The sequence below is a fragment of the Cedecea sp. genome, assembly GCF_036500665.1.
Lineage (GTDB): Bacteria > Pseudomonadota > Gammaproteobacteria > Enterobacterales > Enterobacteriaceae > Cedecea.
In genome coordinates this window covers 44,461-68,769 of the sequence record NZ_DASYBS010000029.1, presented here as the reverse complement: position 1 = coordinate 68,769, position 24,309 = coordinate 44,461, and the positions used below count along the sequence as shown (strand labels likewise).

23 protein-coding genes and 1 other RNA gene are annotated in these 24,309 nt (G+C 55.5%); 8 read left to right on the top strand and 16 right to left on the bottom strand.

Annotation, left to right across the window (positions count from 1 at the left end):
• Window positions 1-101 precede the first annotated feature (101 nt).
• Window positions 102-1,535 carry a 6-phospho-beta-glucosidase gene (locus VGM55_RS04875; RefSeq protein ID WP_331634771.1) on the top strand — a complete coding sequence of 478 codons (1,434 nt, stop codon included), beginning with the start codon at window positions 102-104 and terminating at the stop codon, window positions 1,533-1,535.
• Window positions 1,536-1,717: 182 nt separating this feature from the next.
• Here the strand turns inward: VGM55_RS04875 and VGM55_RS04870 are convergent, their stop codons facing one another.
• Window positions 1,718-3,184: a sensor histidine kinase gene (locus tag VGM55_RS04870; RefSeq protein ID WP_154189306.1), complete on the bottom strand. Its 1,467-nt coding sequence runs from the start codon at window positions 3,182-3,184 to the stop codon at window positions 1,718-1,720.
• Window positions 3,185-3,188: 4 nt separating this feature from the next.
• Complete coding sequence (locus tag VGM55_RS04865; protein ID WP_061275694.1) at window positions 3,189-3,902, bottom strand: response regulator transcription factor; 714 nt, start codon at window positions 3,900-3,902, stop codon at window positions 3,189-3,191.
• Between the two features lie 145 nt (window positions 3,903-4,047).
• Between VGM55_RS04865 and VGM55_RS04860 the strand changes: the two genes are divergently transcribed.
• From VGM55_RS04860 to VGM55_RS04850, 3 genes are read left to right on the top strand one after another with little or no spacing between them, the layout of a single operon-like run.
• Window positions 4,048-4,659: a cytochrome b/b6 domain-containing protein gene (locus VGM55_RS04860; RefSeq protein WP_154189307.1), complete on the top strand. Its 612-nt coding sequence runs from the start codon at window positions 4,048-4,050 to the stop codon at window positions 4,657-4,659.
• A gap of 9 nt (window positions 4,660-4,668) precedes the next feature.
• Complete coding sequence (locus VGM55_RS04855; protein ID WP_154189308.1) at window positions 4,669-5,430, top strand: molybdopterin-dependent oxidoreductase; 762 nt, start codon at window positions 4,669-4,671, stop codon at window positions 5,428-5,430.
• Between the two features lie 37 nt (window positions 5,431-5,467).
• The gene (locus VGM55_RS04850; protein WP_331634770.1) at window positions 5,468-5,740 is read left to right on the top strand and encodes a pentapeptide MXKDX repeat protein; all 273 of its coding nucleotides are present in this window, start codon (window positions 5,468-5,470) and stop codon (window positions 5,738-5,740) included.
• A gap of 43 nt (window positions 5,741-5,783) precedes the next feature.
• Here the strand turns inward: VGM55_RS04850 and VGM55_RS04845 are convergent, their stop codons facing one another.
• The 8 genes from VGM55_RS04845 to VGM55_RS04810 all read right to left on the bottom strand — a co-directional run bounded on the left by VGM55_RS04845 (window position 5,784) and on the right by VGM55_RS04810 (window position 15,771).
• Window positions 5,784-6,527, bottom strand: a complete 744-nt coding sequence (locus tag VGM55_RS04845; protein WP_154189309.1) for an SDR family oxidoreductase — start codon at window positions 6,525-6,527, stop codon at window positions 5,784-5,786.
• A 56-nt stretch (window positions 6,528-6,583) separates the two neighbouring features.
• Complete coding sequence (gcvP, locus tag VGM55_RS04840; RefSeq protein ID WP_154189310.1) at window positions 6,584-9,457, bottom strand: aminomethyl-transferring glycine dehydrogenase; 2,874 nt, start codon at window positions 9,455-9,457, stop codon at window positions 6,584-6,586.
• A gap of 54 nt (window positions 9,458-9,511) precedes the next feature.
• Complete coding sequence (gcvH, locus tag VGM55_RS04835; RefSeq protein ID WP_008461608.1) at window positions 9,512-9,901, bottom strand: glycine cleavage system protein GcvH; 390 nt, start codon at window positions 9,899-9,901, stop codon at window positions 9,512-9,514.
• Window positions 9,902-9,930: 29 nt separating this feature from the next.
• Window positions 9,931-11,028 carry a glycine cleavage system aminomethyltransferase GcvT gene (gene gcvT / locus VGM55_RS04830; RefSeq protein WP_154189311.1) on the bottom strand — a complete coding sequence of 366 codons (1,098 nt, stop codon included), beginning with the start codon at window positions 11,026-11,028 and terminating at the stop codon, window positions 9,931-9,933.
• Between the two features lie 437 nt (window positions 11,029-11,465).
• On the bottom strand, window positions 11,466-12,665 hold the full coding sequence (gene ubiI / locus VGM55_RS04825) for an FAD-dependent 2-octaprenylphenol hydroxylase (protein WP_331634768.1): 1,200 nt from the start codon (window positions 12,663-12,665) through the stop codon (window positions 11,466-11,468).
• Between the two features lie 12 nt (window positions 12,666-12,677).
• Window positions 12,678-13,856 (bottom strand): 2-octaprenyl-6-methoxyphenyl hydroxylase, encoded by a 1,179-nt coding sequence (gene ubiH, locus VGM55_RS04820; RefSeq protein WP_331634767.1) that lies wholly within the window; start codon window positions 13,854-13,856, stop codon window positions 12,678-12,680.
• Window positions 13,853-15,169: a Xaa-Pro aminopeptidase gene (gene pepP, locus VGM55_RS04815; RefSeq protein ID WP_331634766.1), complete on the bottom strand. Its 1,317-nt coding sequence runs from the start codon at window positions 15,167-15,169 to the stop codon at window positions 13,853-13,855. Before pepP ends, ubiH begins: the two co-directional genes overlap by 4 nt.
• 23 nt (window positions 15,170-15,192) lie before the next feature.
• Window positions 15,193-15,771 carry a YecA family protein gene (locus VGM55_RS04810; protein ID WP_154189315.1) on the bottom strand — a complete coding sequence of 193 codons (579 nt, stop codon included), beginning with the start codon at window positions 15,769-15,771 and terminating at the stop codon, window positions 15,193-15,195.
• Between the two features lie 168 nt (window positions 15,772-15,939).
• Here VGM55_RS04810 and zapA point away from each other — a divergent pair, with 168 nt between their 5' ends.
• The 3 genes from zapA to VGM55_RS04795 all read left to right on the top strand — a co-directional run bounded on the left by zapA (window position 15,940) and on the right by VGM55_RS04795 (window position 17,111).
• Window positions 15,940-16,269, top strand: a complete 330-nt coding sequence (gene zapA, locus VGM55_RS04805) for a cell division protein ZapA (RefSeq protein ID WP_154189316.1) — start codon at window positions 15,940-15,942, stop codon at window positions 16,267-16,269.
• Between the two features lie 41 nt (window positions 16,270-16,310).
• A non-coding RNA gene (gene ssrS, locus VGM55_RS04800) (6S RNA) lies at window positions 16,311-16,494 on the top strand.
• Window positions 16,495-16,514: 20 nt separating this feature from the next.
• A complete protein-coding gene (locus tag VGM55_RS04795; RefSeq protein ID WP_154189317.1) occupies window positions 16,515-17,111 on the top strand; it encodes a 5-formyltetrahydrofolate cyclo-ligase in 597 nt (198 codons plus the stop codon).
• A 38-nt stretch (window positions 17,112-17,149) separates the two neighbouring features.
• On the opposite strand, the gene serA is transcribed toward VGM55_RS04795, so the two are convergent.
• Both serA and rpiA read right to left on the bottom strand, forming a co-directional pair.
• A complete protein-coding gene (gene serA, locus VGM55_RS04790) occupies window positions 17,150-18,388 on the bottom strand; it encodes a phosphoglycerate dehydrogenase (protein WP_154189318.1) in 1,239 nt (412 codons plus the stop codon).
• 303 nt (window positions 18,389-18,691) lie between these two features.
• On the bottom strand, window positions 18,692-19,351 hold the full coding sequence (gene rpiA / locus VGM55_RS04785; RefSeq protein WP_154189319.1) for a ribose-5-phosphate isomerase RpiA: 660 nt from the start codon (window positions 19,349-19,351) through the stop codon (window positions 18,692-18,694).
• A gap of 188 nt (window positions 19,352-19,539) precedes the next feature.
• On the opposite strand from rpiA, the gene argP reads away from it, so the two are divergent.
• On the top strand, window positions 19,540-20,439 hold the full coding sequence (argP, locus tag VGM55_RS04780) for a DNA-binding transcriptional regulator ArgP (protein WP_154189320.1): 900 nt from the start codon (window positions 19,540-19,542) through the stop codon (window positions 20,437-20,439).
• Between the two features lie 59 nt (window positions 20,440-20,498).
• On the opposite strand, the gene VGM55_RS04775 is transcribed toward argP, so the two are convergent.
• From VGM55_RS04775 to fbaA, 4 genes are all read right to left on the bottom strand, one after another.
• The gene (locus tag VGM55_RS04775; protein ID WP_331634764.1) at window positions 20,499-21,236 is read right to left on the bottom strand and encodes an oxidative stress defense protein; all 738 of its coding nucleotides are present in this window, start codon (window positions 21,234-21,236) and stop codon (window positions 20,499-20,501) included.
• Window positions 21,237-21,346: 110 nt separating this feature from the next.
• Complete coding sequence (gene argO, locus VGM55_RS04770) at window positions 21,347-21,982, bottom strand: arginine exporter ArgO (RefSeq protein ID WP_331634763.1); 636 nt, start codon at window positions 21,980-21,982, stop codon at window positions 21,347-21,349.
• Between the two features lie 142 nt (window positions 21,983-22,124).
• Window positions 22,125-22,985 carry a small-conductance mechanosensitive channel MscS gene (gene mscS, locus VGM55_RS04765; protein WP_154189321.1) on the bottom strand — a complete coding sequence of 287 codons (861 nt, stop codon included), beginning with the start codon at window positions 22,983-22,985 and terminating at the stop codon, window positions 22,125-22,127.
• Between the two features lie 180 nt (window positions 22,986-23,165).
• The gene (fbaA, locus tag VGM55_RS04760; protein ID WP_331634761.1) at window positions 23,166-24,245 is read right to left on the bottom strand and encodes a class II fructose-bisphosphate aldolase; all 1,080 of its coding nucleotides are present in this window, start codon (window positions 24,243-24,245) and stop codon (window positions 23,166-23,168) included.
• Window positions 24,246-24,309 lie beyond the last annotated feature (64 nt).

The following is a 24,309-nucleotide window of genomic DNA, read 5'->3' as shown; positions in this document are numbered from 1 at the left end:
CCCATTTCATTTGTTAGACTCCAAAACAGAAATAATAAATTCAGCGCCACAGTGTGATTCAACGCACATTATCTCCTGCGCTAACGATGAGATGAAATAATATGAAACAACTGAAGTTACCGAAGGACTTTTTATGGGGCGGCGCGGTTGCCGCTCACCAGGTGGAAGGTGGCTGGAACAAAGACGGTAAAGGCCCGAGCATTTGTGATGTACTGACGGGCGGCGCCCACGGCGTACCGCGCGAGATAACACAGCAGGTTGTACCCGGTAAATATTATCCAAACCATGACGCAATTGATTTTCATGGCCGCTACAAAGAAGACATCAAGCTTTTCGCCGAAATGGGCTTCAAGTGCTTCCGCACCTCGATTGCCTGGACCCGTATTTTCCCTAATGGCGACGAACGCCAGCCTAATGAAGCTGGCCTGAAATTTTACGACGATATGTTTGATGAGCTGCTGAAATACAACATCGAGCCGGTCATCACCCTCTCCCACTTCGAAATGCCGCACCATCTGGTCACCGAATACGGCGGCTGGACCAGCCGTAAAGTGGTCGATTTCTTTGTTCGTTTCGCCGAGGTCGTGTTCGAGCGCTACAAGAGCAAAGTGAAGTACTGGATGACGTTTAACGAAATCAACAACCAGCGTAACTGGCGCGCGCCGCTGTTCGGCTACTGCTGCTCTGGCGTGGTTTACACCGAGCACGACAACCCGGAAGAGGTGATGTACCAGGTGCTGCACCACCAGTTTGTGGCGAGCGCAATGGCGGTGAAAATCGGCCACCGCATCAACCCGGAAATGAAGATTGGCTGCATGCTGGCGATGGTGCCGCTGTACGCCTTCTCCTGTAAGCCAGAAGATCAGATGTACGCCCAGGAGTCGATGCGCGAGCGTTACGTGTTTACCGACGTTCAGCTGCGTGGCTATTACCCTTCTTACGTGCTGAACGAGTGGGAACGCCGCGAATTCAACATCAAAATGGAAGCCGGTGACGAGCAGATCCTGCGCGAGGGTGTTTGCGATTACCTCGGGTTTAGCTACTACATGACTAATGCCGTTCAGGCCGAGGGCGGCAGCGGCGATGCACTTTCCGGCTTCCAGGGTAGCGTGCCGAACCCGCATGTCAAAGCCTCCGACTGGGGCTGGCAGATTGACCCGGTTGGCCTACGCTATGCGCTGTGCGAACTGTATGAGCGTTATCAGAAGCCGCTGTTCATCGTAGAAAACGGCTTTGGCGCTTACGACAAGGTCGAAGCCGACGGCTCCATCAACGATGACTACCGTATTGATTACCTGCGTGCTCACGTTGAAGAATTGAAAAAAGCCGTGACCTACGATGGAGTGGACCTGATGGGTTATACGCCGTGGGGCTGCATCGACTGTGTGTCGTTTACCACCGGCCAGTACAGCAAGCGCTACGGCTTTATCTACGTGAACAAACACGACGACGGCACCGGCGATATGTCTCGCTCCCGCAAGAAGAGCTTCAACTGGTACAAAGAAGTGATAGCCAGCAACGGCGAGAATCTCTAAGCAAAAGGCGCTTTTATGGCGCCTTGAGACCGCTGACAAAGTTCATTGTTCTAAAAAAGTCCGAACCCAGGTCTAATAAAAACAATGAATAATGTTCTCTGGTTTGCCCCAAACAGTCGAAAACCACGTTTTTCGGCTGTTTGTCATCAACCTTAAGGGCGCCTTTATGGCGCCTTTTTTACTTAAACAGGCAGGCCAAACCGGAAGCAGGCTCCGCGCTGCGGCAGGTCGACCAGGGAAATATCGCTGCCGTGCAGTTGCAGCATTTGTCTGACGATCATCAGGCCAAGCCCGCCGACCCTGAGTCGGGACTGATGCACAATCGAAGGCCTTACAAACAGCCCTTCTTTTAGCTCCTGCGGAATACCCGGCCCGCTGTCGCTAACCTGCACCATCACTTTATCCAGCTCCTTCCATAACCGCACCGAAATCACGCCTTTGTCCGGCGTATGGCGGATCGCATTGTCCAACAGATTGGTCAACACACGCTCAATCATGCTGACATCGGCTTCAATCAGCGGCAATCCAGGCTGAATGTCAGCCAAAAGCTCAAGCTGGCGAGTCTGCGCCGGCAGCTCAAATTTCTGGAAAACATCCTGCAGCAGTTCGCTGATAGAGAAACTCTCCTTGTGCGGCTTCACCACGCCATATTCCAGGCGGGCCAGCTCAAACAGCGACTGCGCCAGCGAGCCCACCTTCTGGCTTTGCGCGAGGGCAATATCCAGATAACGCTTTTTATCGGCCTCGCTCAGGGTGGCAGACATTACCGACAGGCTTTCAAGATAGCCGTGCAGCGACGTCAGCGGAGTACGCAGGTCATGAGAAATATTGGCGATAAACTCGCGCCGCAGCTGATCCTGCTGCGTCAGGCTATGCCACTGCTCGGAGATTCGCCCCGCCATGGCAATCACCCCGTGACGGAGTTGGGCAAGCTCATCACCGTTCTGCTGTGGATTTTGCGGGAGCGCCGCCATCGCCTGCATTTCTGCCATACCGCCCGATTCCAGGGCCTTAACGTGCTGCGAAAGTTCGCGTAGCGGGCGCGTGATCCAACGGAATGCCAGGCCGCCAACCACCAGCCCCAGCACGCAGATCAGGCTCAACAACAGCAGGCTGAGCTTCAGTACAGCATCAAACTGGGCGCTGTTGGCGAGCTGATTATAGGTTTCCCCCAGCAGCACAACATAGAGATAGCCCTCCAGCTTGCCGTCGCGCAGCATCGGCGCCACGCTAAATACCTTTTGCCCATCGAGGCTGCGTGGGTCATCGCCGTAAAGCGGGAACTTACCGCCTTTCAGCGCGGCCTGAAGCGGCGTGAGATCGACCTGGTGACGCTTTATATGCCCATCCGGCGCTGCGTCACCAATGATATTGCCTTGCTTATCCAGCAGGTAAACCTCCACGCTGGGATTCACCGCCATCAGGTGATCAAACAACGTTCGCACCGAGTCTTTGTTCAGCCCGTCCTGCCCAAGCAGCGGGTAGCTTTGGTTGATGTGCTGAGCCAGGTCACCGGAAAGCTGCTGGATAACGGCCTGGCTGTACTGCGTGCTGGTACGGACCTGCAGCCAGCCCAAAAAGGCGCAGGCGGTCAGCAGCAGCACGGCGAAAACCAGCGTCAGGCGCCGGGAAAGCGTAAGGATTCGCATAGGGTTACTCACGTATCTGGGCGGTAAATTTGTAGCCTTTACCCCACACGGTGCGGATGAAATTCGGCTCCGCCGGGTTGTCTTCAATCTTAATGCGCAGGCGGTTGATATGGGTGTTAACGGTGTGCTCGTAGCCTTCGTGCTGGTAACCCCAAACCTGGTTGAGCAGATTCAGCCGCGAAAACACTTTGTCCGGATTACGGGCAAAGAAATAAAGCAGGTCAAACTCTCGCGGAGTTAGCTCTACCGGTAGTTGATTCAGGCGAACGTCTCTGGCCAGAGGGTCAATAGAAAGAGTGCCAAAGGTCAAAGTCCCGGCATCTATCTTAAGGTTCTGGCTCATGGCTTCCTGGCGGCGGAACAGCGCCTTCACGCGGGCCACCAGCTCAAGCATTGAAAACGGTTTCGCCAGGTAGTCGTCCGCGCCCAGCTCAAGCCCAAGCACGCGGTGCGTTTCGCTGGAGCGGGCGCTGATCATGATAATCGGCGTGTAGCGCGTCATGCTTCTGGCAAAACGGCAAATCTCGAGGCCATCGACGCCGGGCAGCATGAGATCGAGAATCAACGCATCCCAGCCGCCCTGTCTCAACTTTTCCAGCCCGACATTGCCGTCGGCGGCATGCACAATCTCAAAGCCTTCTTCCCGCAAATGCAGTTGCAAAAGCTCGGCGATATTTTCGTCGTCTTCCACGATTAAGATTTTTTTTGCCTGATTCACTTTGTCCGTCCCCACACGCCTGGCATAGCCAAAGTTTACACAACTCGCGTCGGTTAAGTTGTCACATTTAATTTAACTTTGCGTGAGGCAATGGGGAACAAATCCGGCCAATACTCGCTGCATCGAATCACGAGGAAGCCGGACGATGGAAAGCTCAACGCTGCATACCGCCCCAACGCTCATTCACCCGCTATGGCTGAGGCTTTGCCACTGGCTGAATGCGCTGGCGATACTGATTATGGTCACCAGCGGCTGGCGCATTTATAACGCCTCTCCGCTGTTTCATTTCCAGTTTGCCAACGAACTCACCCTCGGCGGCTGGCTGGGTGGCGCGCTGCAGTGGCACTTCGCCGGGATGTGGCTGTTTGCGGTCAACGGCGTGATTTACCTGCTGTGCAACCTCTTCAGCGGCCGCTTTAAGCAGAAATATTGGCCTTTATCACCTCGTGAATTCTTCCAGGATGCCCTGGCGGCGCTACGGGGGAAATTAGCCCACGCCGACCTGAGCCATTACAACATGGTGCAAAAGGCGGCCTATCTGTTTGTTATCACCGACTGTCTGCTGCTGGTTGTTTCCGGCCTGGTGGTGTGGAAGTCCGTGCAGTTTGCCCTGCTGCGAGAATTGCTTGGCGGCTACGACACGGCGAGGTTTATCCACTTTTACGCTATGTCCGCGCTGGTCGGTTTCGTGGTGATTCATCTGCTGATGGTGGCGCTGGTACCCCGCACGTTGCTCGCCATGCTCCGTGGCCGCTGAGGAAGAAACATGAGCGATAAAAACGAAATCATTAAAGAAGCGACGCAGCTGATTAATAAGCAGCTCTCGCAGGAAGGCCGCCGTCGTTTTTTAAAGCAGGGCTTAACGCTCGGCGGCGTCGCGATGCTAACCGGCTGTGATATTAGCGATAACGCCACGGTTGAAAGCTCGCTCGGCAAGATTTCACGTTTTAACGACCGAATTCAGGCCTGGCTGTTTAACGGCAGCCAGTTGGCACCGGTTTACCCGGAAAGCATGATCGACCTTAACTTCCCGTTTAACGCCTTTTACGGCGAGGACGAAGCGCCGGATATCAACGGCGACAGCTATCGCCTTGAGCTTGCCGGGCTGATTACCGACAAGCGTCCGTGGACCCTGGCACAGCTTCACCAAATGGCACAGGTGAGCCAGGTCACTCGCCACATCTGCGTTGAAGGCTGGAGCGCCATCGGCAAGTGGGGCGGCGTGCCCTTTGCCCTGTTCCTGAAAGGTATTGGCGCGGATCTGCGGGCTAAATACGTCAGCTTTAAATGTGCGGATGATTACTACACCAGCATCGATATGGCCACTGCGCTGCACCCGCAAACGCTGATTGCTTTAACCTGGGATGGCAAAGTCCTGCCGCGCAAATACGGCTACCCGATGAAACTGCGCATCCCAACCAAACTCGGCTACAAGAACCCGAAGCATATTCAGGTCATTGAAGTCACCAATCGCTACCCCGGCGGCTACTGGGAAGACCAGGGCTATAACTGGTTCGGCGGTAGTTAATTCTCTGTCTCTCACTGTGAACGTAAGGAATCAAAAAATGAAAAAGATCTACGCTGCCCTGCTGTGCTCCACCATGCTGTTCGGGATTGCCGGTGCCAACGCGGCCGACTCGATGAGCAAAGATTCTATGGCCAAAGACGGGATGGGCAAAATGACCCACACCTGTAAAGACGGCATGAACAAGGACAGCATGAAGAAAGACTGCATGTCCAAAGATGGGATGAAGAAAGACGGCATGAGCAAAGACCATATGGGCAAAGACAGCATGGCCAAAGACGGTATGGCTAAAGACAGCATGAGCAAGCAATAAGCCTTACGCTACGCCAGTCTCACCCTCTTCTGGCGTAGCGATCTTATTTCCCACCTGCCGCATCAATAAACGTACCGGTCACGTAAGAAGCCTTCTCGCTCAGCAGCCAAACAATGGCTTCTGCTATTTCTTCCGGCTGGCCGCCGCGCTGCATCGGCAATGCCGTTTTCACCCGATCAACTCGCCCCGCTTCTCCGCCGGAGGCATGCATTTCGGTATAAATAAAGCCCGGCCGCACGCCGTTCACGCGGATGCCCTGTGCGGCAACTTCAACCGCCAGCCCGGTGGTCAACGTATCGACCGCCCCTTTAGACGCTGCATAATCAACATATTCCCCAGCAGCCCCTAAACGGGCCGCGGCAGAAGAAACGTTAACAATCGCCCCGCCTTCCCCGCCGTGGCGGTATGCCATGCGTTTCACCGCTTCCCGGCAGCAGAGAAAATATCCGGTGACGTTAGTGGCCAGCACGCGGTTAATACGGTCCGCCGTCAGGTTCTCAATCGTCGATTGTTGAAACAGGATCCCGGCATTGTTCACCAGCGCGGTCACCGGCCCAAACGCGTTATCGATTTCAGCAAACATCGCCATCACCTGAAGCTCATCGGCAATATCCGCCCGCAGCGCCAGCGCTTCGCCGCCGTTGGCAATTATCGTATTTACCACTTCATCCGCAGCCTGCTTATTGCGAAGGTAGTTAACCACAACTTTATAGCCATGCCGGGCCAGCAAAAGCGAGGTGGCTTTGCCGATTCCCCGGCTGCCGCCGGTGACCAGAGCTATCTTCATGCGACTCTCCAGAAACAAGAAAGGGCACCGAAGTGCCCCTCATCAAGTTGTTAAAACTATTCGTACTCGCTCATCGGCACGCAGGAGCAGAACAGGTTACGGTCGCCGTAAACGTCATCGAGGCGCTTCACGGTTGGCCAGTATTTGTTGCCGTGGCCTGCCGGGAACACAGCCAGCTCGCGGGTGTACGGATGCGCCCACTCGGCAACGATTTCGTCCTGAGTGTGCGGCGCGTTCACCAGCGGGTTGTCTTCCAGCGTCCATTCGCCGGCTACCACGCGGTCAATTTCGCTGCGGATAGAGAGCATGGCGTCGATGAAGCGGTCCAGCTCCACTTTGCCTTCGGATTCGGTCGGCTCAACCATCAGCGTGCCCGCCACCGGGAACGACATGGTTGGCGCATGGAAGCCGAAGTCGATCAGGCGCTTGGCGATGTCCAGCTCGCTGATACCAGTTTCTTCTTTCAGCGGACGAATATCCAGAATACATTCGTGAGCCACGCGGCCGTTCGCGCCGGTGTACAGCACCGGGTAAGCGGACTTGAGGCGAGTCGCGATGTAGTTGGCGTTCAGAATCGCCACGGAGCTGGCTTTCTTCAGGCCATCCGCGCCCATCATGCGAATGTACATCCAGCTGATTGGCAGGATAGAGGCACTGCCGAACGGAGCCGCGGAAACCGCGCCCTGCTGGGTCAGCATCTCTTCAATCTGCACCACGCTGTGGCCTGGCACAAACGGAGCCAGATGCGCTTTCACGCCGATTGGGCCCATGCCCGGGCCGCCACCGCCGTGTGGAATACAGAAGGTTTTGTGCAGGTTGAGGTGCGAAACATCTGCGCCAATGTAGCCCGGCGTGGTGATCCCGACCTGGGCATTCATGTTCGCCCCGTCCAGGTACACCTGGCCGCCGAACTGGTGAACAATCTGGCAAACTTCGCGAATGGTTTCTTCATACACGCCGTGGGTCGACGGGTAGGTCACCATGATGCAGGAGAGCGCTTCGCCAGCCTGTTCGGCTTTAGCACGCAGATCCTGCAGATCGATGTTGCCTTGTTTATCACAGGCCACGACGATCACTTCCATGCCCGCCATCTGCGCGGAGGCCGGGTTGGTACCGTGCGCGGAGCTTGGGATCAGGCAGATATTACGACTGCCTTCGTTGCGGCTTTCGTGGTAGCGGCGGATAGCCAGCAGGCCTGCATATTCGCCCTGCGCGCCGGAGTTCGGCTGCATGCAAAGCGCATCGTAACCGGTCAGTTTCACCAGCCAGTCGGACAGCTGGGCGATCATCTGGTGATAACCTTCAGCCTGGTTTGCCGGGCAGAACGGATGCAGTTCAGCAAATTCCGGCCAGGTGATCGGGATCATTTCGGCGGCGGCGTTCAGCTTCATGGTGCAGGAGCCGAGCGGGATCATCGCCTGGTTGAGCGCCAGGTCTTTGCGCTCAAGAGAGTGCATGTAGCGCATCATCTCGGTTTCGCTGTGATAACGGTTAAAGACCGGGTGAGTCAGAATTTCGTCGTCGCGCAGCATCGGTGCCGGAATGGATTGGCTGTCGTTGGCAACGTCGCGATCCAGCTTGTCGATGTCCAGGCCGTGAGCATCGCCCAGCAGCACGTCGAACAGGGCCACAACGTCTTCACGGGTGGTGGCTTCATCAAGGGTGATGCCCACCGCGTTCAGGATGTCGCTGCGCAGGTTGATTTCACGCGCTTCGGCACGCGCCAGCACGGCGGCTTTATCGGCAACTTCAACACAAAGGGTGTCGAACCAGTGCTTGTGGCGCAGGACCAGGCCTTTCTGCTGCAGGCCAGCGGCCAGAATGTCGGTCAGGCGGTGAATGCGGCCTGCAATGCGCTTCAGCCCGGCCGGGCCGTGGAAGACCGCATACAGGCTGGCAATGTTCGCCAGCAGAACCTGAGAAGTACAGATGTTGGAGTTCGCTTTCTCGCGGCGGATGTGCTGCTCGCGGGTTTGCATCGCCATGCGCAGCGCGGTGCGGCCGGCGGCATCGCGGGAGACGCCGATAATACGGCCAGGCATGGAACGCTTAAATTCGTCACGTGCACCGAAAAACGCCGCGTGCGGGCCGCCGTAACCCATCGGTACGCCGAAGCGCTGCGCGGAGCCAAACACGATGTCCGCGCCCTGTTTGCCCGGTGCGGTCAGCATGACCAGCGACATAAAGTCTGCGGCAACGCTCACCACCACTTTGCGCTGTTTCAGCTCGGCAATCAGCGCGGTGTAATCATGCACTTCACCGGTAGTGCCAACCTGCTGCAGGAGCACGCCAAACACGTCCTGGTGATCCAGCACTTTCGCTGCGTCATCAACAATGACGTCAAAACCGAAGGTTTCCGCGCGGGTACGCACAACGTCCAGCGTTTGTGGATGAACGTCGGACGCCACAAAGAAGCGGTTAGCGTTTTTCAGCTTGCTGACGCGTTTGGCCATCGCCATAGCTTCTGCCGCCGCGGTGGCTTCATCAAGCAGCGAAGCAGAAGCGATGTCCATGCCGGTCAGGTCAAGCGTGACCTGCTGGAAGTTCAGCAACGCTTCAAGACGGCCCTGGGAAACTTCCGGCTGATAAGGCGTGTAGGCGGTGTACCAGCCCGGGTTTTCCAGCATGTTACGCAGAATCACCGGCGGCGTTTGTACCGCGGTGTAACCCATGCCAATGTAAGTTTTGAAGCGTTTATTGCGGCTGGCGATGGCTTTTAATTCAGCCAGCGCGGCAAATTCGGTCGCAGCGGCGCCAATCTGAGGCGGCTCGGCAAGCTGAATGTCCTGCGGAACGATGCTGGCGATCAGGTCGTTGAGCGTCTTCGCCCCGACGGTGTCCAGCATTTCTTGCTGCTGCTGCGCGTTCGGGCCAATGTGACGGTCGATAAACGCTTCGTGATTCTCTAACTGACGTAAAGACTGGGTCATGAGCGGTGATTCCTGAAATGTTTTCCCCTCTCGCCGGGGAGAGGGGTTTAAAAATTACTCGTCTTCTAACAGCGCTTCATAGGCAGAAGCATCCAGCAGCGCGGCAACCTGTGCTTCGTCGCTGGCTTTAATTTTGAAGATCCAGCCTTCTCCGTAAGGCTCGCTGTTGACAAGCTCCGGGCTGTCGCTCAGCGCGTCGTTAACCGCGACGATTTCACCGCTGATTGGGGCGTAGATGTCAGAAGCCGCTTTCACGGATTCGGCAACGGCACAATCATCGCCGGCAGAAACGGTGGCACCCACTTCAGGCAGGTCCACAAACACCATGTCGCCCAGCAGTTCCTGCGCGTGTTCGGTGATGCCCACGGTGTAGCTGCCGTCAGCTTCTTTACGCAGCCATTCGTGCTCTTTGCTGTATTTCAGTTCGTTCGGCACATTGCTCATTGTTTTCTCCTGATACCTGATTTCAAAATTTAAAGCGCAACCGGCTTACCGGCGCGAACAAAAATAGGTTTGGTGACTTTGACCGGCATTTCGCGGTTGCGGATCTGCACAATCGCCGTTTCACCGATGCCGGCCGGTACGCGGGCCAGCGCAATGCTATAACCGAGCGTAGGCGAGAAGGTGCCGCTGGTAATAGCACCTTCGTGAGTATTACCCTGCGCGTCGATAAACCGTACCGGCAGCTCATTACGTAATACGCCTTTTTCGGTCATGATCAAGCCAACCAGCTGCTCAGTGCCGCTGGCGCGCTGCGCTTCCAGCGCTTCACGGCCGATGAAATCACGATCTTCCGGCTGCCAGGCGATAGTCCAGCCCATATTGGCAGCCAGCGGAGAAACACCTTCGTCCATGTCCTGGCCGTAGAGGTTCATACCCGCTTCCAGGCGCAGCGTGTCGCGAGCGCCCAGCCCGCAAGGCTTAACGCCGGCTTCAACCAGCTGCGCCCAGAACTCTGCGGCCTTTTCGTTAGGCATCGCAATTTCATAGCCCGCTTCGCCGGTGTAGCCGGTCGTGGCGATGAACAAATCGCCGGACTGCACGCCAAAGAACGGCTTCATGCCTTCAACGGCTTTACGTTGTTCTTCGCTAAACAGCGTGGCGGCTTTGGCCTTCGCGTTCGGGCCCTGAACGGCAATCAGCGACAGGTCATCGCGCACGGTAACGGACACGCCATACGTCTCAGCATGTTGGTTAATCCAGGCAAGGTCTTTTTCACGGGTGGCGGAGTTAACCACGAGGCGGAAGCTGTCTTCGGTGAAGAAGTAGATAATCAGGTCATCAATTACGCCGCCGGAAGCATTGAGCATGGCGGTGTAAAGCGCTTTGCCTGGCTGAGTCAGTTTGGCGACGTCATTGGCGACCAAATAACGCAGGAATTCGCGAGTACGGCTGCCCTGCAGGTCGACGATGGTCATGTGGGAAACGTCGAACATACCGGCGTCGGTGCGTACCGCGTGGTGTTCATCAATTTGCGAGCCGTAGTGCAGCGGCATCATCCAGCCGTGGAAATCAACCATGCGGGCGCCACAAAGCGTGTGCTGTTCAAATAAGGGGGTCTGTTGAGTCATCTTTTCCTCTTTAACCATCTGGTTGCAAAGCGGATTTGGCTTTGCCAACCGTCAGACGAAACCCGGCACCGCCACCGCTCCACGATAGCGACGCAAACGTTACCTTTGGCCTGAACTTACCACTGAACGGGGGCGTAAACCATAAGCGAAAAACGGTCATTGCATTAGCTTATGACCAAAATGGGAGAGGAAGTGTGCAGAGTAATTCACTGAAAAAATGCGATACACCCCACATTAACAGCAGGTATTTAATGTCGAATTTAGCACTAGCTAACATTTACGACCATTTCAGAAACAAATTAACTACATCGCTAAAATTGTAAGATTAGAAAATGTAATCCGAGATTTGTCCTGAGATTAGAATATTTCAAACGAGGGCGAAGGTGCCCTTCCCGGTCATCGGGAAGGGAAATGTGACGGGGTTATCACTTAGAGATTCAACGTAGCCACGACGGCAGATCTTGCAGCCCCATCGCCTGACGAATTAGCTGAGGCTTCACACCCGGCAGCGTGTCGGCAAGCTTCAGGCCAATGTCTCTGAAAAGCTTTTTAGCCGGGTTGCTGCCGGCAAACAGGTCGCGGAACCCTTGCATACTGGCAAGCATCACCGCCGCACTGTGCTTGCGGCTGCGCTCATAGCGACGCAGATAGAGATGCTGCCCAAAGTCTTTACCTTCACGATGCAGGCGGCGAATTTCAGCAATTAATTCTGCGGCATCCATAAAGCCCAGGTTGACGCCCTGCCCGGCCAGCGGATGAATGGTATGGGCGGCATCGCCCACCAGCGCCAGGCGGTGACCGGCAAAGCTGCGGGCGTAGCGACCCGTCAGCGGGAAGACGCGGCGCTCGCTTTCCACGGTACACAGGCCGAGGCGCATATTAAAGGCTACGGAAAGCGCCTGATTAAAGGCTTCATCGTCCACCTGCTGCATACGCGCCGCTTCTTCCGGCGGCAGTGACCAGACAATAGAGCACAGATGCGGGTCCGAGAGCGGCAGAAACGCCAGAATACCTTCTCCGTGAAACGCCTGCCTGGCGACGGCCTGATGTGGCTCGGCGGTACGAATCGTCGCCACCAGCGCATGGTGATTGTAGTCCCAGAAGGTCAGCGGAATGTCCGCTTTATCGCGCAGCCAGGAGTTGGCGCCATCAGCGCCGACGACCAGCCGTGCGGTCAACATCGCGCCGTCTTTGAGGGTCAGAAACGCGTCGTTTTCCCCCCAGGCAACCTGGTTAATTTCCGCCGGTGCCATCAGGGTGATATCGCTGCATTGCTCCGCTCGCTGCCAAAGCGCCCGGTGGATCACCGAGTTTTCGATGATGTGCCCCAGATGGCTGAAACCAAAGCTCTTGTCATCAAAGGCGATTTGCCCGAAGCTGTCTCGCTCCCAGACTTCCATCCCGTGATAGCAGCTGGCCCGCTCGCTAATTTTTGGCCACACGCCAAGATGCGTCAGCAGTTTTTCACTGGCCGCATTGATCGCCGAAACACGCAGTTCAGGCGCGGCATCAGGCGCAAGCGGCTGAGGAAGGTGACTTTCAATGACCGCAACGCGCAGGCCGCTGCCCTGGAGCCCACAGGCTACCGCCAGCCCCACCATGCCGCCGCCGACAATCGCCACATCTACGCTTTGCAAATTGACTCTCCTTTAACGCGCGACCCAACCCAGGGTGCGCTGAGCCAGCACGTCTCGTGCCGGGGTAAAATGTTCCATCGCCATCAGGCCAAGGTTACGGCCCGCCACCAGCGGTGCCCAACGGTTGGCAAACAGCTGAACCAACCCGTCAGTGACGCCGATAGTTGCCGCTTTATCTGCGGCCCGGCGCTGCTGATAAGCAGCCAGCACCGGGAAACTGCCGACATCTGTACCTGTGGCATGCGCCTCTGCCAGCCCTTCAGCCAAAGACATAACGTCGCGCAAGCCAAGATTGAACCCCTGTCCGGCTATCGGATGCAGCGTTTGCGCGGCATTACCGACCAGCGCCAGGCGATGGGATACGGTCTGCGAAGCCTGCTGCAGCGCCAGCGGATAGTGATGTCGAATACCTGCATGGGTAATTCGCCCCAGCCGCCAGCCAAAGGCTCGCTGAAGCTGTTGGCAAAACTCGGCTTCACTCCAGCTTTCAACTTCCTCACGGGCGTCCAGCGCGTGGCACCAGACCAGCGAGCAGCGCCCGTCGGACATCGGCAACATGGCAATCGGCCCGTGCCCGGTAAAACGCTCAAACGCCCGGCCATGATGGGGCTCGGAGGTGGTGACGTTGGCAATCACGGCGATTTGCTGGTAGCTCTGCGGCTGCCAGGTAACGCCGCACTGCGCGGCAAGCTTAGAGCTAGTGCCATCCGCCGCGACCAGCACGTTACCCTGCAGCTCGACGCCGTTATCCAGCACAACGTTTACGCGATGTTCATTCCGGGAGAAAGACGCCACACGCTGCGGACAGTGCAGCGTTACGCCCGGCGCCTTACGCAGCAGGCCAAACAGGCGCAGCCCGATGTCATGCAGCTCCACCACATGCCCGAGCGCATCAATCTTATAATCTTCAGCTTCGAGCGTGACAAACCCAGCGTGGCCCCGATCGCTAACGTGCACGGTTTTAATCGCCGTTGCACAGTCGGCAATAGCAGGCCAGATACCAATGCGGTCAAGCTGTTGGCAGGTGCCTTTTGCTAACGCAATTGCGCGAGCATCAAACCCCGGATGCGCGGTGGAATCAGGCGCTACGGCTTCAATCAGGCTAACCGGCAGCTTACCGCGAGTGAGCGTTGAGATAGCCAGCGCCAGCGTTGCCCCCGCCATCCCGCCGCCAACAATGATTACGCTCATTGCTGACGCGCCGCAGCCATCAGCGCTTCAATATCGTCTGCGGATTTCACCACGCTGGCGGTCAGATTTTCATTGCCATCGTTGGTGATAACGATGTCGTCCTCAATGCGGATGCCAATGCCACGGTACTGCGCGGGCACGTCCGCATCCGGCGCGATATAAAGCCCCGGCTCAACGGTTATGACCATACCCGGCTCCAGCACACGCGACTTGTCCGGGCCATAGAAACCAACGTCGTGAACGTCCAACCCCAGCCAGTGGCTCAGGCCATGCATGAAGAAGGCACGGTGGGCGTTATTGGCTATCAGATGATCGACCTCGCCTTTCAGAATGCCGAGTTTCACCAGCCCCTTAACCATGATGCGTACGACTTCCGCCGTGACTTCCTGCATGGAGGTGCCTGGGCGGTAGAGTTTTAGCGAGGTTTCGAGGGACTCCAGGACGATGTCGTAAATCTCACGCTGGGCCGGGCTGAATTTCCCGTTCACCGGGAAGGTACGCGTGATGTCTCCGGCATAGCTTTGGTATTCACACCCGGCGTCAATCAGCACCAGATCGCCGTCGCGCAGCTCACTTTCGTTTTCGGTGTAATGCAGAATACAACCGTTTTCACCGCCGCCGACGATGGTGGTGTACGAAGGATAACGCGCACCGTGACGAGTAAATTCGTGATGAATTTCACCTTCGAGCTGATATTCAAACATTCCCGGGCGGCAGGCCTGCATGGCACGAGTATGCGCCAGCGCGGTGATTTCCCCGGCGCGGCGCATAACTGCAATTTCCTCTTCTGATTTGAAGAGGCGCAGTTCGTGCACCGTCGGGCGCCAGTCCGTCAGCGTTGCTGGCGCGGCCAGGTTTTGACGCGAACCACGGCGCAGCTTGTCCAGCGCGGCAAAAACGATGCTATCCGCGTATTCGTACTCGCCCTGAGCGTGGTAAACCACATCCAGACCGTTTAACAGGAGGTGTAGCTGTTCGCCGATTTCCGTAAAAGCCAGTGCACGGTCCACGCCCAGTTTCTGTGGCGCAGCCTCCTGGCCCAGTCGACGACCAGACCAGATCTCAGCGCTCTTATCCCGCACGCGGTTAAACAGCACACTGTGATTATGCGAGGTATCGCTTTTAATGAGCACCAGCACCGCTTCCGACTCATTGAAGCCGGTAAAGTACCAAAAATCGCTACTCTGTCGATAAGCGTATTCGCTGTCCGCATTGCGGATAACTTCGGGGGCCGCAAAAATAAGCGCAGCGCTGCCCGGCACCATCTTAGCCAGTAGCGCCTGACGGCGACGGAGAAATGCCTGCTGATTCATCACACCTCCTGACATTTTTATCGTTAGTGGAGCGTTGGCTTGCGTACCTCGGGAGCCGTCGGCACCGCGCGAGTAAAGGTGTCGTGGCACAGCAAAGCGGCAACGCGCACATACTCGATAATTTCTTCCAGCGACATCTCCAGCTCTTCCTGGTCTTCATCTTCGTCATAACCCAGTTGGGCGATGTTACGCAGATCGTCAATCGCTTCACCGGTTTCACCGGTGACTTTATCCAGTTTACTCTGCGTGACACCCAGCCCCAGCAGGAAATGGTTTACCCAACCAGAGAGCGCGTCGGCGCGATCAAAGACCGAAACATCGTCACCTTCCGGTAAATAGAGCTGGAATAAAAAGCCTTCGTCTTCCAGCGCATCCCCCGTCGCACCGTGCATCTGGCGCAGCGTATCGGCAAGGTTCTGGCTAAAAGCCAGGCCTTCGTTGGTCAGGTCGTGCAGCAGCGTTTGCCAACTGCTGTCTTTGTTACCACCGCACAGCATGCCGCTGATTAAGCCGTGCATTTCTGCAGGCGTCAGACCCACACCCTGTTGGTTCAAAAGTTGGCCTACTGCATCGTAGCCAGGCATTGCGTTCTGTATAGACATGCGCATTCGTCATCGTTGGCAGGAATAGTGTGTGTTATGCTACCACCAGGACCCCCGCAGATACCAGAAAAGGGCTTGTATCTTGATATCGGGATGGCTATAGTGGCGCCCCTTCCGTTACCTGGACCGGTAGCGTTAAGGCAGGCGAGTAAACAGCAGGAAGGTGGCATGTCTGCACAACCAGTCGATATTCAAATTTTCGGTCGTTCATTGCGCGTGAATTGTCCGCCTGAACAACAGGATGCGCTGAATCAGGCTGCGGAAGAGCTGAATCAGCGGTTGCAAGATTTAAAAGTTCGCACTAGAGTCACAAATACCGAGCAGTTGGTATTCATCGCAGCACTGAACATTTGCTACGAACTGGCTCAGGAAAAGTCGAAAACCCGTGACTACGCCGCCAATATGGAAGAGCGTATTCGGATGCTACAGCAGACCATTGAGCAAGCCTTGCTTGAACAGGGTCGCGTTGCAGACCGACCGGGGACAAAGTTTGAATAACACTTCGCAGTTGACTATGGTAGAGTAACTTCGAAGACAAAATTTCTCTGAGATGTTTGCAAGCGGGCCAGTCCCCTGAGCCGATATTTCATACCACAAGAGTGTGGCGCTCCGCGGTCGGTGAGCATGCTCGGTCCGTCCGAGAAGCCTTAAGACCATGACGACACACTCACCTTGAACCAAGGGTTCAAGGGTTACAGCCTGCGGCGGCATCTCGGAGATTCCCTCTTTACTACCCGGCCATCATGACGCATACCCCGTTAGTTTCAACGCTTCGTCAGGACATTCGCCAGACCATCCGGCAACGACGCCGGTCGCTCACTCCCGCTGAACAAGAAATCTTTGCCGTACAGGCAGCTGAACGCATGCTGGCGTTTGAGCCGGTTATTCACGCGCAAACCGTAGCACTCTTTCTTTCCTTCGACGGCGAGCTCAATACCACGCCGCTGATTAAGGCATTGTGGCAGGCGGGAAAAGAGGTTTATCTTCCGGTTCTTCACCCTTTTAGCACCGGCAACCTGCTGTTTTTGCGCTATACGCCGCAGAGTAACCTGGTGACGAATCGCCTGAAAATTCTTGAACCTAAGCTGGACGTTCGCGACGTGTTGCCGCTGAATAAGCTGGATGTACTGATCGCGCCGCTGGTTGCCTTTGATGCAAACGGGCAACGTTTGGGGATGGGTGGCGGGTTCTACGACAGAACGCTACAGCACTGGCAGCAGCACGGCCTTTACCCCGTTGGCCTGGCGCATGATTGCCAGCAGGTAGATATATTGCCGGTTGAACAGTGGGATATTCCCTTACCTGCTGTGGTCACGCCGTCGCGCCTCTGGCAGTGGTAGTGCCCCTTCCCCCTCAGAGGAAGAGGCAACCGGGTCTATCAGTACAGCAGGCGGGCGCGGATGGTGCCCGGAATTGCTTTCATTGATTTCAGCGCTTTCTCCGCAACGTCTTCCGACGCATCAATATCAATAACCACGTAACCCATGTGCGGCGTAGTCTGCAGGAACTGGGCGGCAATGTTGATACCCTGTTCGGCAAAGATCTGGTTAAGCGCGGTTAGGATCCCCGGGCGGTTCTCATGAATATGCAGCAGACGGCTGGTCGTTCCACCGTGCAGCGGTAGAGAAACTTCAGGGAAGTTAACCGCGGACAGCGTAGAGCCGTTGTCAGAGTACTTCGCCAGCTTGCCCGCCACTTCCAGACCGATGTTTTCCTGTGCTTCCTGAGTTGAACCACCGATGTGTGGCGTCAGGATCACGTTGTCAAACTCACACAGCGGCGAGTTAAACGGATCGCTGTTAGTGGCCGGTTCGGTCGGGAATACGTCAATTGCTGCACCGGACAGATGTTTGCTGGAAAGCGCGCCGCACAGAGCAGGAATATCCACCACCGTGCCGCGAGAGGCGTTGATCAGCAGCGAACCCGGCTTCATCAGGGCCAGTTCGTTAGCGCCAATCATGTTCTTCGTTGAGGCGTTTTCCGGCACGTGCAGGCTAACAACATCGCTCATATTCAGCAGGTCGGAGAGATGCTGAACCTGGGTTGCATTGCCGAGCGGTAGCTTGTTTTCGATGTCGTAGAAGAAGACGTGCATCCCCAGTGATTCGGCCAGAATCCCCAGCTGCGTGCCGATATGGCCGTAACCGATAATGCCCAGCTTTTTACCACGAGCCTCGTAAGAACCCACGGCCAGCTTGTTCCACACGCCGCGGTGCGCTTTGGCGTTAGCCTCCGGAATACCCCGCAGCAGCAGCAGCAGTTCACCAATCACCAGCTCAGCAACGGAACGGGTGTTAGAGAACGGGGCGTTGAACACCGGGATCCCACGCTTCGCGGCGGCATCCAGGTCAACCTGGTTTGTGCCAATGCAGAAACAGCCAACCGCCACCAGCTTCTCGGCTGCGGCAAAGATCTCTTCGGTCAAATGGGTGCGGGAACGCAGGCCAATGAAGTGAGCATCACGGATCGACTCTTTGAGCGCTTCGGAATCCAGCGCGCCTTTATGGAATTCAATGTTGGTGTATCCCGCCGCGCGAAGATTATCCACCGCTTTTTGGTGTACGCCTTCGACAAGCAGGAATTTAATTCTGTCTTTATCCAGTGATACTTTTGCCATTTCCCCGACCCTATTTCAGTGCTGTTGTGTGCGTTTCTGGGCGGTGATGCGCCACCGCCTATAAGTTACCCTTCTGTCAAAATATCAAAATCTACGTTTGGGGCAATATGAACGATTGCGTCGCCGTCTCGTCAGGAGGGAATAAGACGGCAGGTGTCAGAATAAAATGCTGGGAGGGAGGAATAACCAGGAATGAATCATAGGACTGTTACAAAAATGTGATATATGTCACCAAATATGCCGTTAAAATAATTTGTCATTTTTTATACGGATTTTTGGGGCGCGGAATGCGCCCCGGTCAGATCATTTCACGATGGTTTTCACACCATCTGTAGTACCGATCAGCGCCACGTCAGCCCCGCGGTTCGCAAACAGACCAACGGTCACTACGCCTGGAATACCGTTGATGGTATTTTCCAGCTTAATCGGCTCCATGATGCTCAGGCCATGCACATCAAGGATAATGTTGCCGTTATCCGTTACCACGCCCTGGCGATATTCCGGGCGGCCGCCCAGCTTCACCAGCTCACGCGCTACGGCGCTGCGCGCCATCGGGATAACCTCAACCGGCAGCGGGAAGTTACCAAGAATATCGACCTGCTTGGACGAGTCCGCGATGCAAACAAACGTCTCTGCAACGGAGGCGATAATTTTCTCACGGGTCAGCGCGGCACCACCGCCTTTGATCATCTGCATCTGGTTGTTAATCTCATCGGCACCGTCAACATAAACGCCTAATGAGTCCACCTCGTTGAGATCGAAAACGGTAATCCCAAGGCTTTTCAGTTTCGCGGTAGAGGCATCAGAGCTGGACACCGCGCCTTCAATCTGGTGCTTAATCGTCCCCAGAGCATCAATGAAGTGTGCGGCGGTTGAGCCGGTGCCTACGCCCACAATGGTGCCCGGCTGCACGTACTGGAGTGCTGCCCATCCGACTGCTTTTTTCAGTTCATCCTGCGTCATAATTTTATGCCTGTGATGTGGAAACTGACGCGCATTATAGAGCATGCGTCGGAAAAATGTCCCCGGGATTGCGGCAATGCCGACGTCATCACGTTCGAACGTAATGGATGTTTGCCGATTTGGTCTGAATCAACGGCAAATTTATGTCATAGTGACTGCACGACGAAACAGGGAGCAAATGAACAACAATGAAACGCCCGGACTACAGAACGCTGCAGGCGCTTGATGCGGTAATTCGTGAACGAGGATTTGAGCGCGCGGCGCAGAAGCTGTGCATTACTCAGTCGGCGGTATCACAACGTATTAAGCAACTGGAAACGATGTTCGGCCAGCCATTGTTGGTGCGTACCGTCCCGCCTCGTCCCACCGAACAGGGCCAAAAGCTGCTGGCGCTTTTACGCCAGGTCGAGCTGCTGGAAGAAGAGTGGCTGGGCGACGAGCAAACCGGCTCCACGCCGCTGCTGCTGTCTCTGGCCGTCAACGCCGATAGCCTGGCAACGTGGCTGCTGCCTGCCCTGGCTCCGGTGTTAGCCGACTCCCCTATTCGCCTGAACCTTCAGGTTGAAGATGAAACCCGGACCCAGGAACGCCTCCGTCGCGGCGAAGTGGTCGGCGCGGTTTCCATTCAGCCTCAGCCGCTCCCGAGCTGTCTGGTTGATCGCCTGGGAGCGCTGGACTACCTGTTCGTTGGGTCGAAAGATTTTGCCGAGCGCTATTTCCCGAACGGCGTCACGCGTTCGGCGCTGCTGAAAGCGCCGGCAGTCGCCTTTGACCATCTCGATGACATGCATCAGGCGTTTTTACAGCAGAACTTCGACCTGTCGCCGGGTAGCGTGCCGTGCCATATCGTTAACTCTTCGGAAGCTTTCGTGCAGCTGGCTCGCCAGGGCACAACCTGCTGTATGATCCCTCACCTGCAAATCGAGCGAGAACTGAAGAGCGGGGAATTGATCGACCTGACGCCGGGCCTGCTGCAGCGCCGCATGCTTTACTGGCACCGCTTTGCGCCGGAAAGCCGCATGATGCGCAACGTGACGGATGCCTTACTGGATTATGGACACAAAGTGTTGAGGCAGGATACGGAGTAACGCTTTTCCTTACCCCTCGCCAACGAGCTGCGAGGGGTAGGGGTAGGTGAAGTCAAATCTTACTGAGCGGGAGCCGCCGGAGCCTGTGCGCCCTGCAGCTCAAACACCACATCAACCTGATCGTCAAACTGGATAGTTTGCTGATCGTAGGTATCCTGGGCGGAAACCGGTGCAGCCGCATCCGCTTTCATCATGCGTACCATTGGCGCTGGCTGGTAGTTAGAAACGTGGTAACGCACGCTGTATACCGACCCCAGCTTGCTGTTAAAGCCTTCGGCCAGCAGCTTCGCCTGACGAGTGGCGTCGTTAATCGCCTCTTTACGAGCTTTGTCCTTGTACTCTTCAGGATGCGCAACGCCCAACGACACGGAGCGAATTTCGTTCAGACCGGATTTCAGCGCGCCATCCAGCAATTCATTCATTTTATCCAGCTGACGCAGGGTGACTTCTACCTGGCGTACCGCGCGGTAACCCTTCAGCTGGGTTTTCCCGTCTTTCAGGTAGTCATATTCTGGCTGTGTACGCAGGTTGGCAGCATTGATATCTTTCTTCTCGATGCCATTTTTCTGCAGGAAAGTCAGGTATTGCGCAACGCGATCGTCAGCCTGTTTTTTGGCGGAAGCCGCGTCCTTAGCTGATACATTCACTTCAATGGCAAGCGTGGCAATATCAGGAACTGCATCGACGCTGGCTGTCCCGGAGGTGACCACGTGCGGTCCGTTTGGCAACTCGCCTGCCTGAACCGAAACAGAACCTAATCCCATTAACGCGGCTAATGCTAAAATTTTAAACTTCACTGTAACTCCTCCGTACTACGTTCCACTGTGATTACGTCGGAAAATAAACTTCCGGCGTCTGCCAGCAAGCTTAGCCTGTAATAGTAACTTGTCTATCAGATTATGGCGAATTAACGCACGAGGGCCGCGATATGCTGCATGCCGTCCCACGCCAGCTGAGCGGCGATAAACCACATCACCACGCCGACCACACCATTGATAATACGCTGGGCTTTCGCCGTGCGCAGAAGCGGAGCAAGCCAGGCGGCAAGAATCGCCAGGCCGTAAAACCAAAGAATGGAGGCGCTAATGGTACCCAAAGCAAACCAGCGCTTTGGTTCATCAGCCAGCTGGCCCCCCAGACTGCCAAGCACCACAAAAGTATCCAGATAAACGTGTGGGTTGAGCCAGGTCACCGCCAGCATAGTGACGACGATTTTCCAGCGCCCCTGCTTTAACACTTCCGCCGACGCAAGCTCAAGATTGCTGCTCATCGCCGTACGCAATGCGCCCCAACCGTACCACAGTAAAAAAGCCACTCCGCCCCAGGTGACCAGCGCCAGCAGCCAGGGAGACTGCATCAGGATCGCACTACCGCCAAAGATACCGCCACAAATCAGAATGATGTCACTCAACGCACACAGCGAGGCTATCATCAAATGATACTGGCGGCGGATCCCCTGGTTCAGCACAAAAGCATTTTGCGGCCCCAGCGGCAAAATCAGTGCTGCCCCTAATGCAATACCCTGAAAATAAAAAGATAACACGGTCTGTACCCTTCAAATATTCATCGTTGTGCGTGAGTGTAATGCGCAAAAATTATTAGAGGAAATTGATAATTTTAATAACCAATAAGAAAAACTAATTATGAAAGGTAAAAGAAAGGCCGACAAAAGCCGGCCCGGAGGATTACGCGTTTTCAGTATCTTTAATTTTGCGAACGTGAACGTCCATCTGCGGGTAAGGAATACCGATGCCGTTGGCATCCAGCCCCTTCTTAATCTGCTCGAGAACGTCCCAGTAAACATTTTGCAGGTCGCCACTCTTGCTCCAGGCGCGCACAATAAAGTTTACGGAAGAAGGCCCCAGTTCGTTAACACGCACGATGATATCGCGATCTTTAAGCACACGCTCGTCACGGCTAACGATGTCGGTGAGGATCTGCTTAACCTGGTCAATGTCCGCGTCGTAGGAGACGCCAATAATAAATTCATTACGACGTACCGGCTCACGTGAGAAGTTAATGATGTTACCAGCAATAATTTTACCGTTCGGCACGACCACGATTTTGCCGTCCACGGTGCGCATCGTCGTCGAGAAAATTTGTACATTGAGCACGGTACCGGCAATTCCGCCCAGATCAACATATTCACCGGTCCGGAACGGACGGAAGGTCACCAGCAGCACGCCTGCCGCAAGGTTGGACAGAGACCCCTGCAACGCCAGACCCACGGCCAAACCGGCAGCACCCAGTACCGCGATAACAGATGCGGTCTGCACCCCGACCCGGCTCAAGGCAGCAATCAGCGTGAAGGCGATAATGCCATAGCGCACGAGCGCAGAGAGGAAGTCGGCTACGGTACTGTCGATACCACGGGCCAGCATAAGGCGGTTAACCGTGCCGGAGATCAGTCGAGCTACGATCATCCCGACAATAAGAATGGCAACTGCGGCGACGATGTTAACCACGTAACTCAACAGGAGTTCCTGGTTTCGCACCAGCCAGCCTCCGGCATTATGAATACTGTCTACTACGTTGAGATCTTCCATTTACTGTTCCTTGTCAGATAGATGCCCACAGGGCCAAATCTCTATGCCCTGAAAGAGGAGTTTAACTGCAAAGGGTAAACAAAAACCTGTGCTTTTGCCAAATAGATCACAAAATCGAGATCGTTTAGTAACAAAAAAGCCCGCACAAGGCGGGCTCAGTCTTGAACAAAAAAGCTCAAATTACAGAACGTCTACCGCGTTCAGCTCTTTGAATGCCTGCTCCAGGCGAACGATCATGGAGCTCTGTGCTGCACGCAGCCAGACGCGTGGATCGTAGTATTTTTTGTTCGGCTGGTCAGCGCCTTTCGGGTTGCCCAGCTGACCCTGCAGGTAAGCTTCGTTTTCTTTGTAGTAGTTCAGAATACCTTCCCAGGTCGCCCATTGGGTGTCGGTATCGATGTTCATTTTGATAACACCGTAGCTTACAGAGTCTTTGATTTCCTGAGCGGAAGAACCGGAACCGCCGTGGAAGACGAAGTTCAGGCTGTTGTGCGGCAGGTTGTGTTTCTTAGAAACATATTCCTGAGAGTCGCGCAGGATGGTTGGAGTCAGAACCACGTTACCTGGTTTGTACACGCCGTGCACGTTACCGAAGGACGCCGCGATGGTGAAGCGTGGGCTGATTTTGCTCAGCTCGGTGTAAGCGTAATCAACGTCTTCTGGCTGGGTGTACAGAGCAGAAGCGTCCATGTGGCTGTTGTCCACGCCATCTTCTTCGCCGCCGGTGCAGCCCAGTTCGATTTCCAGGGTCATGCCCAGTTTGGACATACGCGCCAGGTATTTAGAGCTGATTTCGATGTTTTCTTCCAGAGACTCTTCGGACAGGTCAATCATGTGGGAAGAGAACAGTGGTTTACCGGTAGCGGCAAAGTGTTTTTCACCCGCATCCAGCAGGCCATCGATCCACGGCAGCAGTTTCTTAGCGCAGTGGTCAGTGTGCAGGATAACCGGCACGCCGTAGTGTTCAGCCATCTGGTGAACGTGGTGTGCGCCAGAGATTGCGCCCAGGATAGCAGCACCCTGTGGAACATCAGTTTTCACGCCTTTACCAGCGATGAAAGCAGCACCGCCGTTGGAGAACTGAACGATAACCGGAGATTTAACTTTCGCAGCGGTTTCCAGTACGGCGTTAATAGAGTCGGTACCGACGCAGTTAACGGCAGGCAGAGCAAAGTTGTTCTCTTTTGCTACCTGGAAGATTTTCTGTACGTCGTCGCCAGTTACAACACCTGGTTTTACGAAATCAAAAATTTTAGACATGTTGATGTGTCCTGTAGGCCTTGGAAAAATCGAATTACCGTCCTGAGACTTGCCGGGCGGCAAT

Bases quoted from the DNA above. Each gene is read 5' to 3' on its own strand.
- VGM55_RS04875 (WP_331634771.1), top strand. From the start codon at position 102: ATGAAACAACTGAAGTTACCGAAGGACTTTTTATGGGGCGGCGCGGTT.
- VGM55_RS04870 (WP_154189306.1), bottom strand. From the start codon at position 3,184: ATGCGAATCCTTACGCTTTCCCGGCGCCTGACGCTGGTTTTCGCCGTG.
- VGM55_RS04860 (WP_154189307.1), top strand. From the start codon at position 4,048: ATGGAAAGCTCAACGCTGCATACCGCCCCAACGCTCATTCACCCGCTA.
- VGM55_RS04855 (WP_154189308.1), top strand. From the start codon at position 4,669: ATGAGCGATAAAAACGAAATCATTAAAGAAGCGACGCAGCTGATTAAT.
- VGM55_RS04850 (WP_331634770.1), top strand. From the start codon at position 5,468: ATGAAAAAGATCTACGCTGCCCTGCTGTGCTCCACCATGCTGTTCGGG.
- VGM55_RS04845 (WP_154189309.1), bottom strand. From the start codon at position 6,527: ATGAAGATAGCTCTGGTCACCGGCGGCAGCCGGGGAATCGGCAAAGCC.
- gcvP (WP_154189310.1), bottom strand. From the start codon at position 9,457: ATGACCCAGTCTTTACGTCAGTTAGAGAATCACGAAGCGTTTATCGAC.
- gcvH (WP_008461608.1), bottom strand. From the start codon at position 9,901: ATGAGCAATGTGCCGAACGAACTGAAATACAGCAAAGAGCACGAATGG.
- gcvT (WP_154189311.1), bottom strand. From the start codon at position 11,028: ATGACTCAACAGACCCCCTTATTTGAACAGCACACGCTTTGTGGCGCC.
- ubiH (WP_331634767.1), bottom strand. From the start codon at position 13,856: ATGAGCGTAATCATTGTTGGCGGCGGGATGGCGGGGGCAACGCTGGCG.
- pepP (WP_331634766.1), bottom strand. From the start codon at position 15,169: ATGAATCAGCAGGCATTTCTCCGTCGCCGTCAGGCGCTACTGGCTAAG.
- VGM55_RS04810 (WP_154189315.1), bottom strand. From the start codon at position 15,771: ATGTCTATACAGAACGCAATGCCTGGCTACGATGCAGTAGGCCAACTT.
- zapA (WP_154189316.1), top strand. From the start codon at position 15,940: ATGTCTGCACAACCAGTCGATATTCAAATTTTCGGTCGTTCATTGCGC.
- VGM55_RS04795 (WP_154189317.1), top strand. From the start codon at position 16,515: ATGACGCATACCCCGTTAGTTTCAACGCTTCGTCAGGACATTCGCCAG.
- serA (WP_154189318.1), bottom strand. From the start codon at position 18,388: ATGGCAAAAGTATCACTGGATAAAGACAGAATTAAATTCCTGCTTGTC.
- rpiA (WP_154189319.1), bottom strand. From the start codon at position 19,351: ATGACGCAGGATGAACTGAAAAAAGCAGTCGGATGGGCAGCACTCCAG.
- argP (WP_154189320.1), top strand. From the start codon at position 19,540: ATGAAACGCCCGGACTACAGAACGCTGCAGGCGCTTGATGCGGTAATT.
- mscS (WP_154189321.1), bottom strand. From the start codon at position 22,985: ATGGAAGATCTCAACGTAGTAGACAGTATTCATAATGCCGGAGGCTGG.
- fbaA (WP_331634761.1), bottom strand. From the start codon at position 24,245: ATGTCTAAAATTTTTGATTTCGTAAAACCAGGTGTTGTAACTGGCGAC.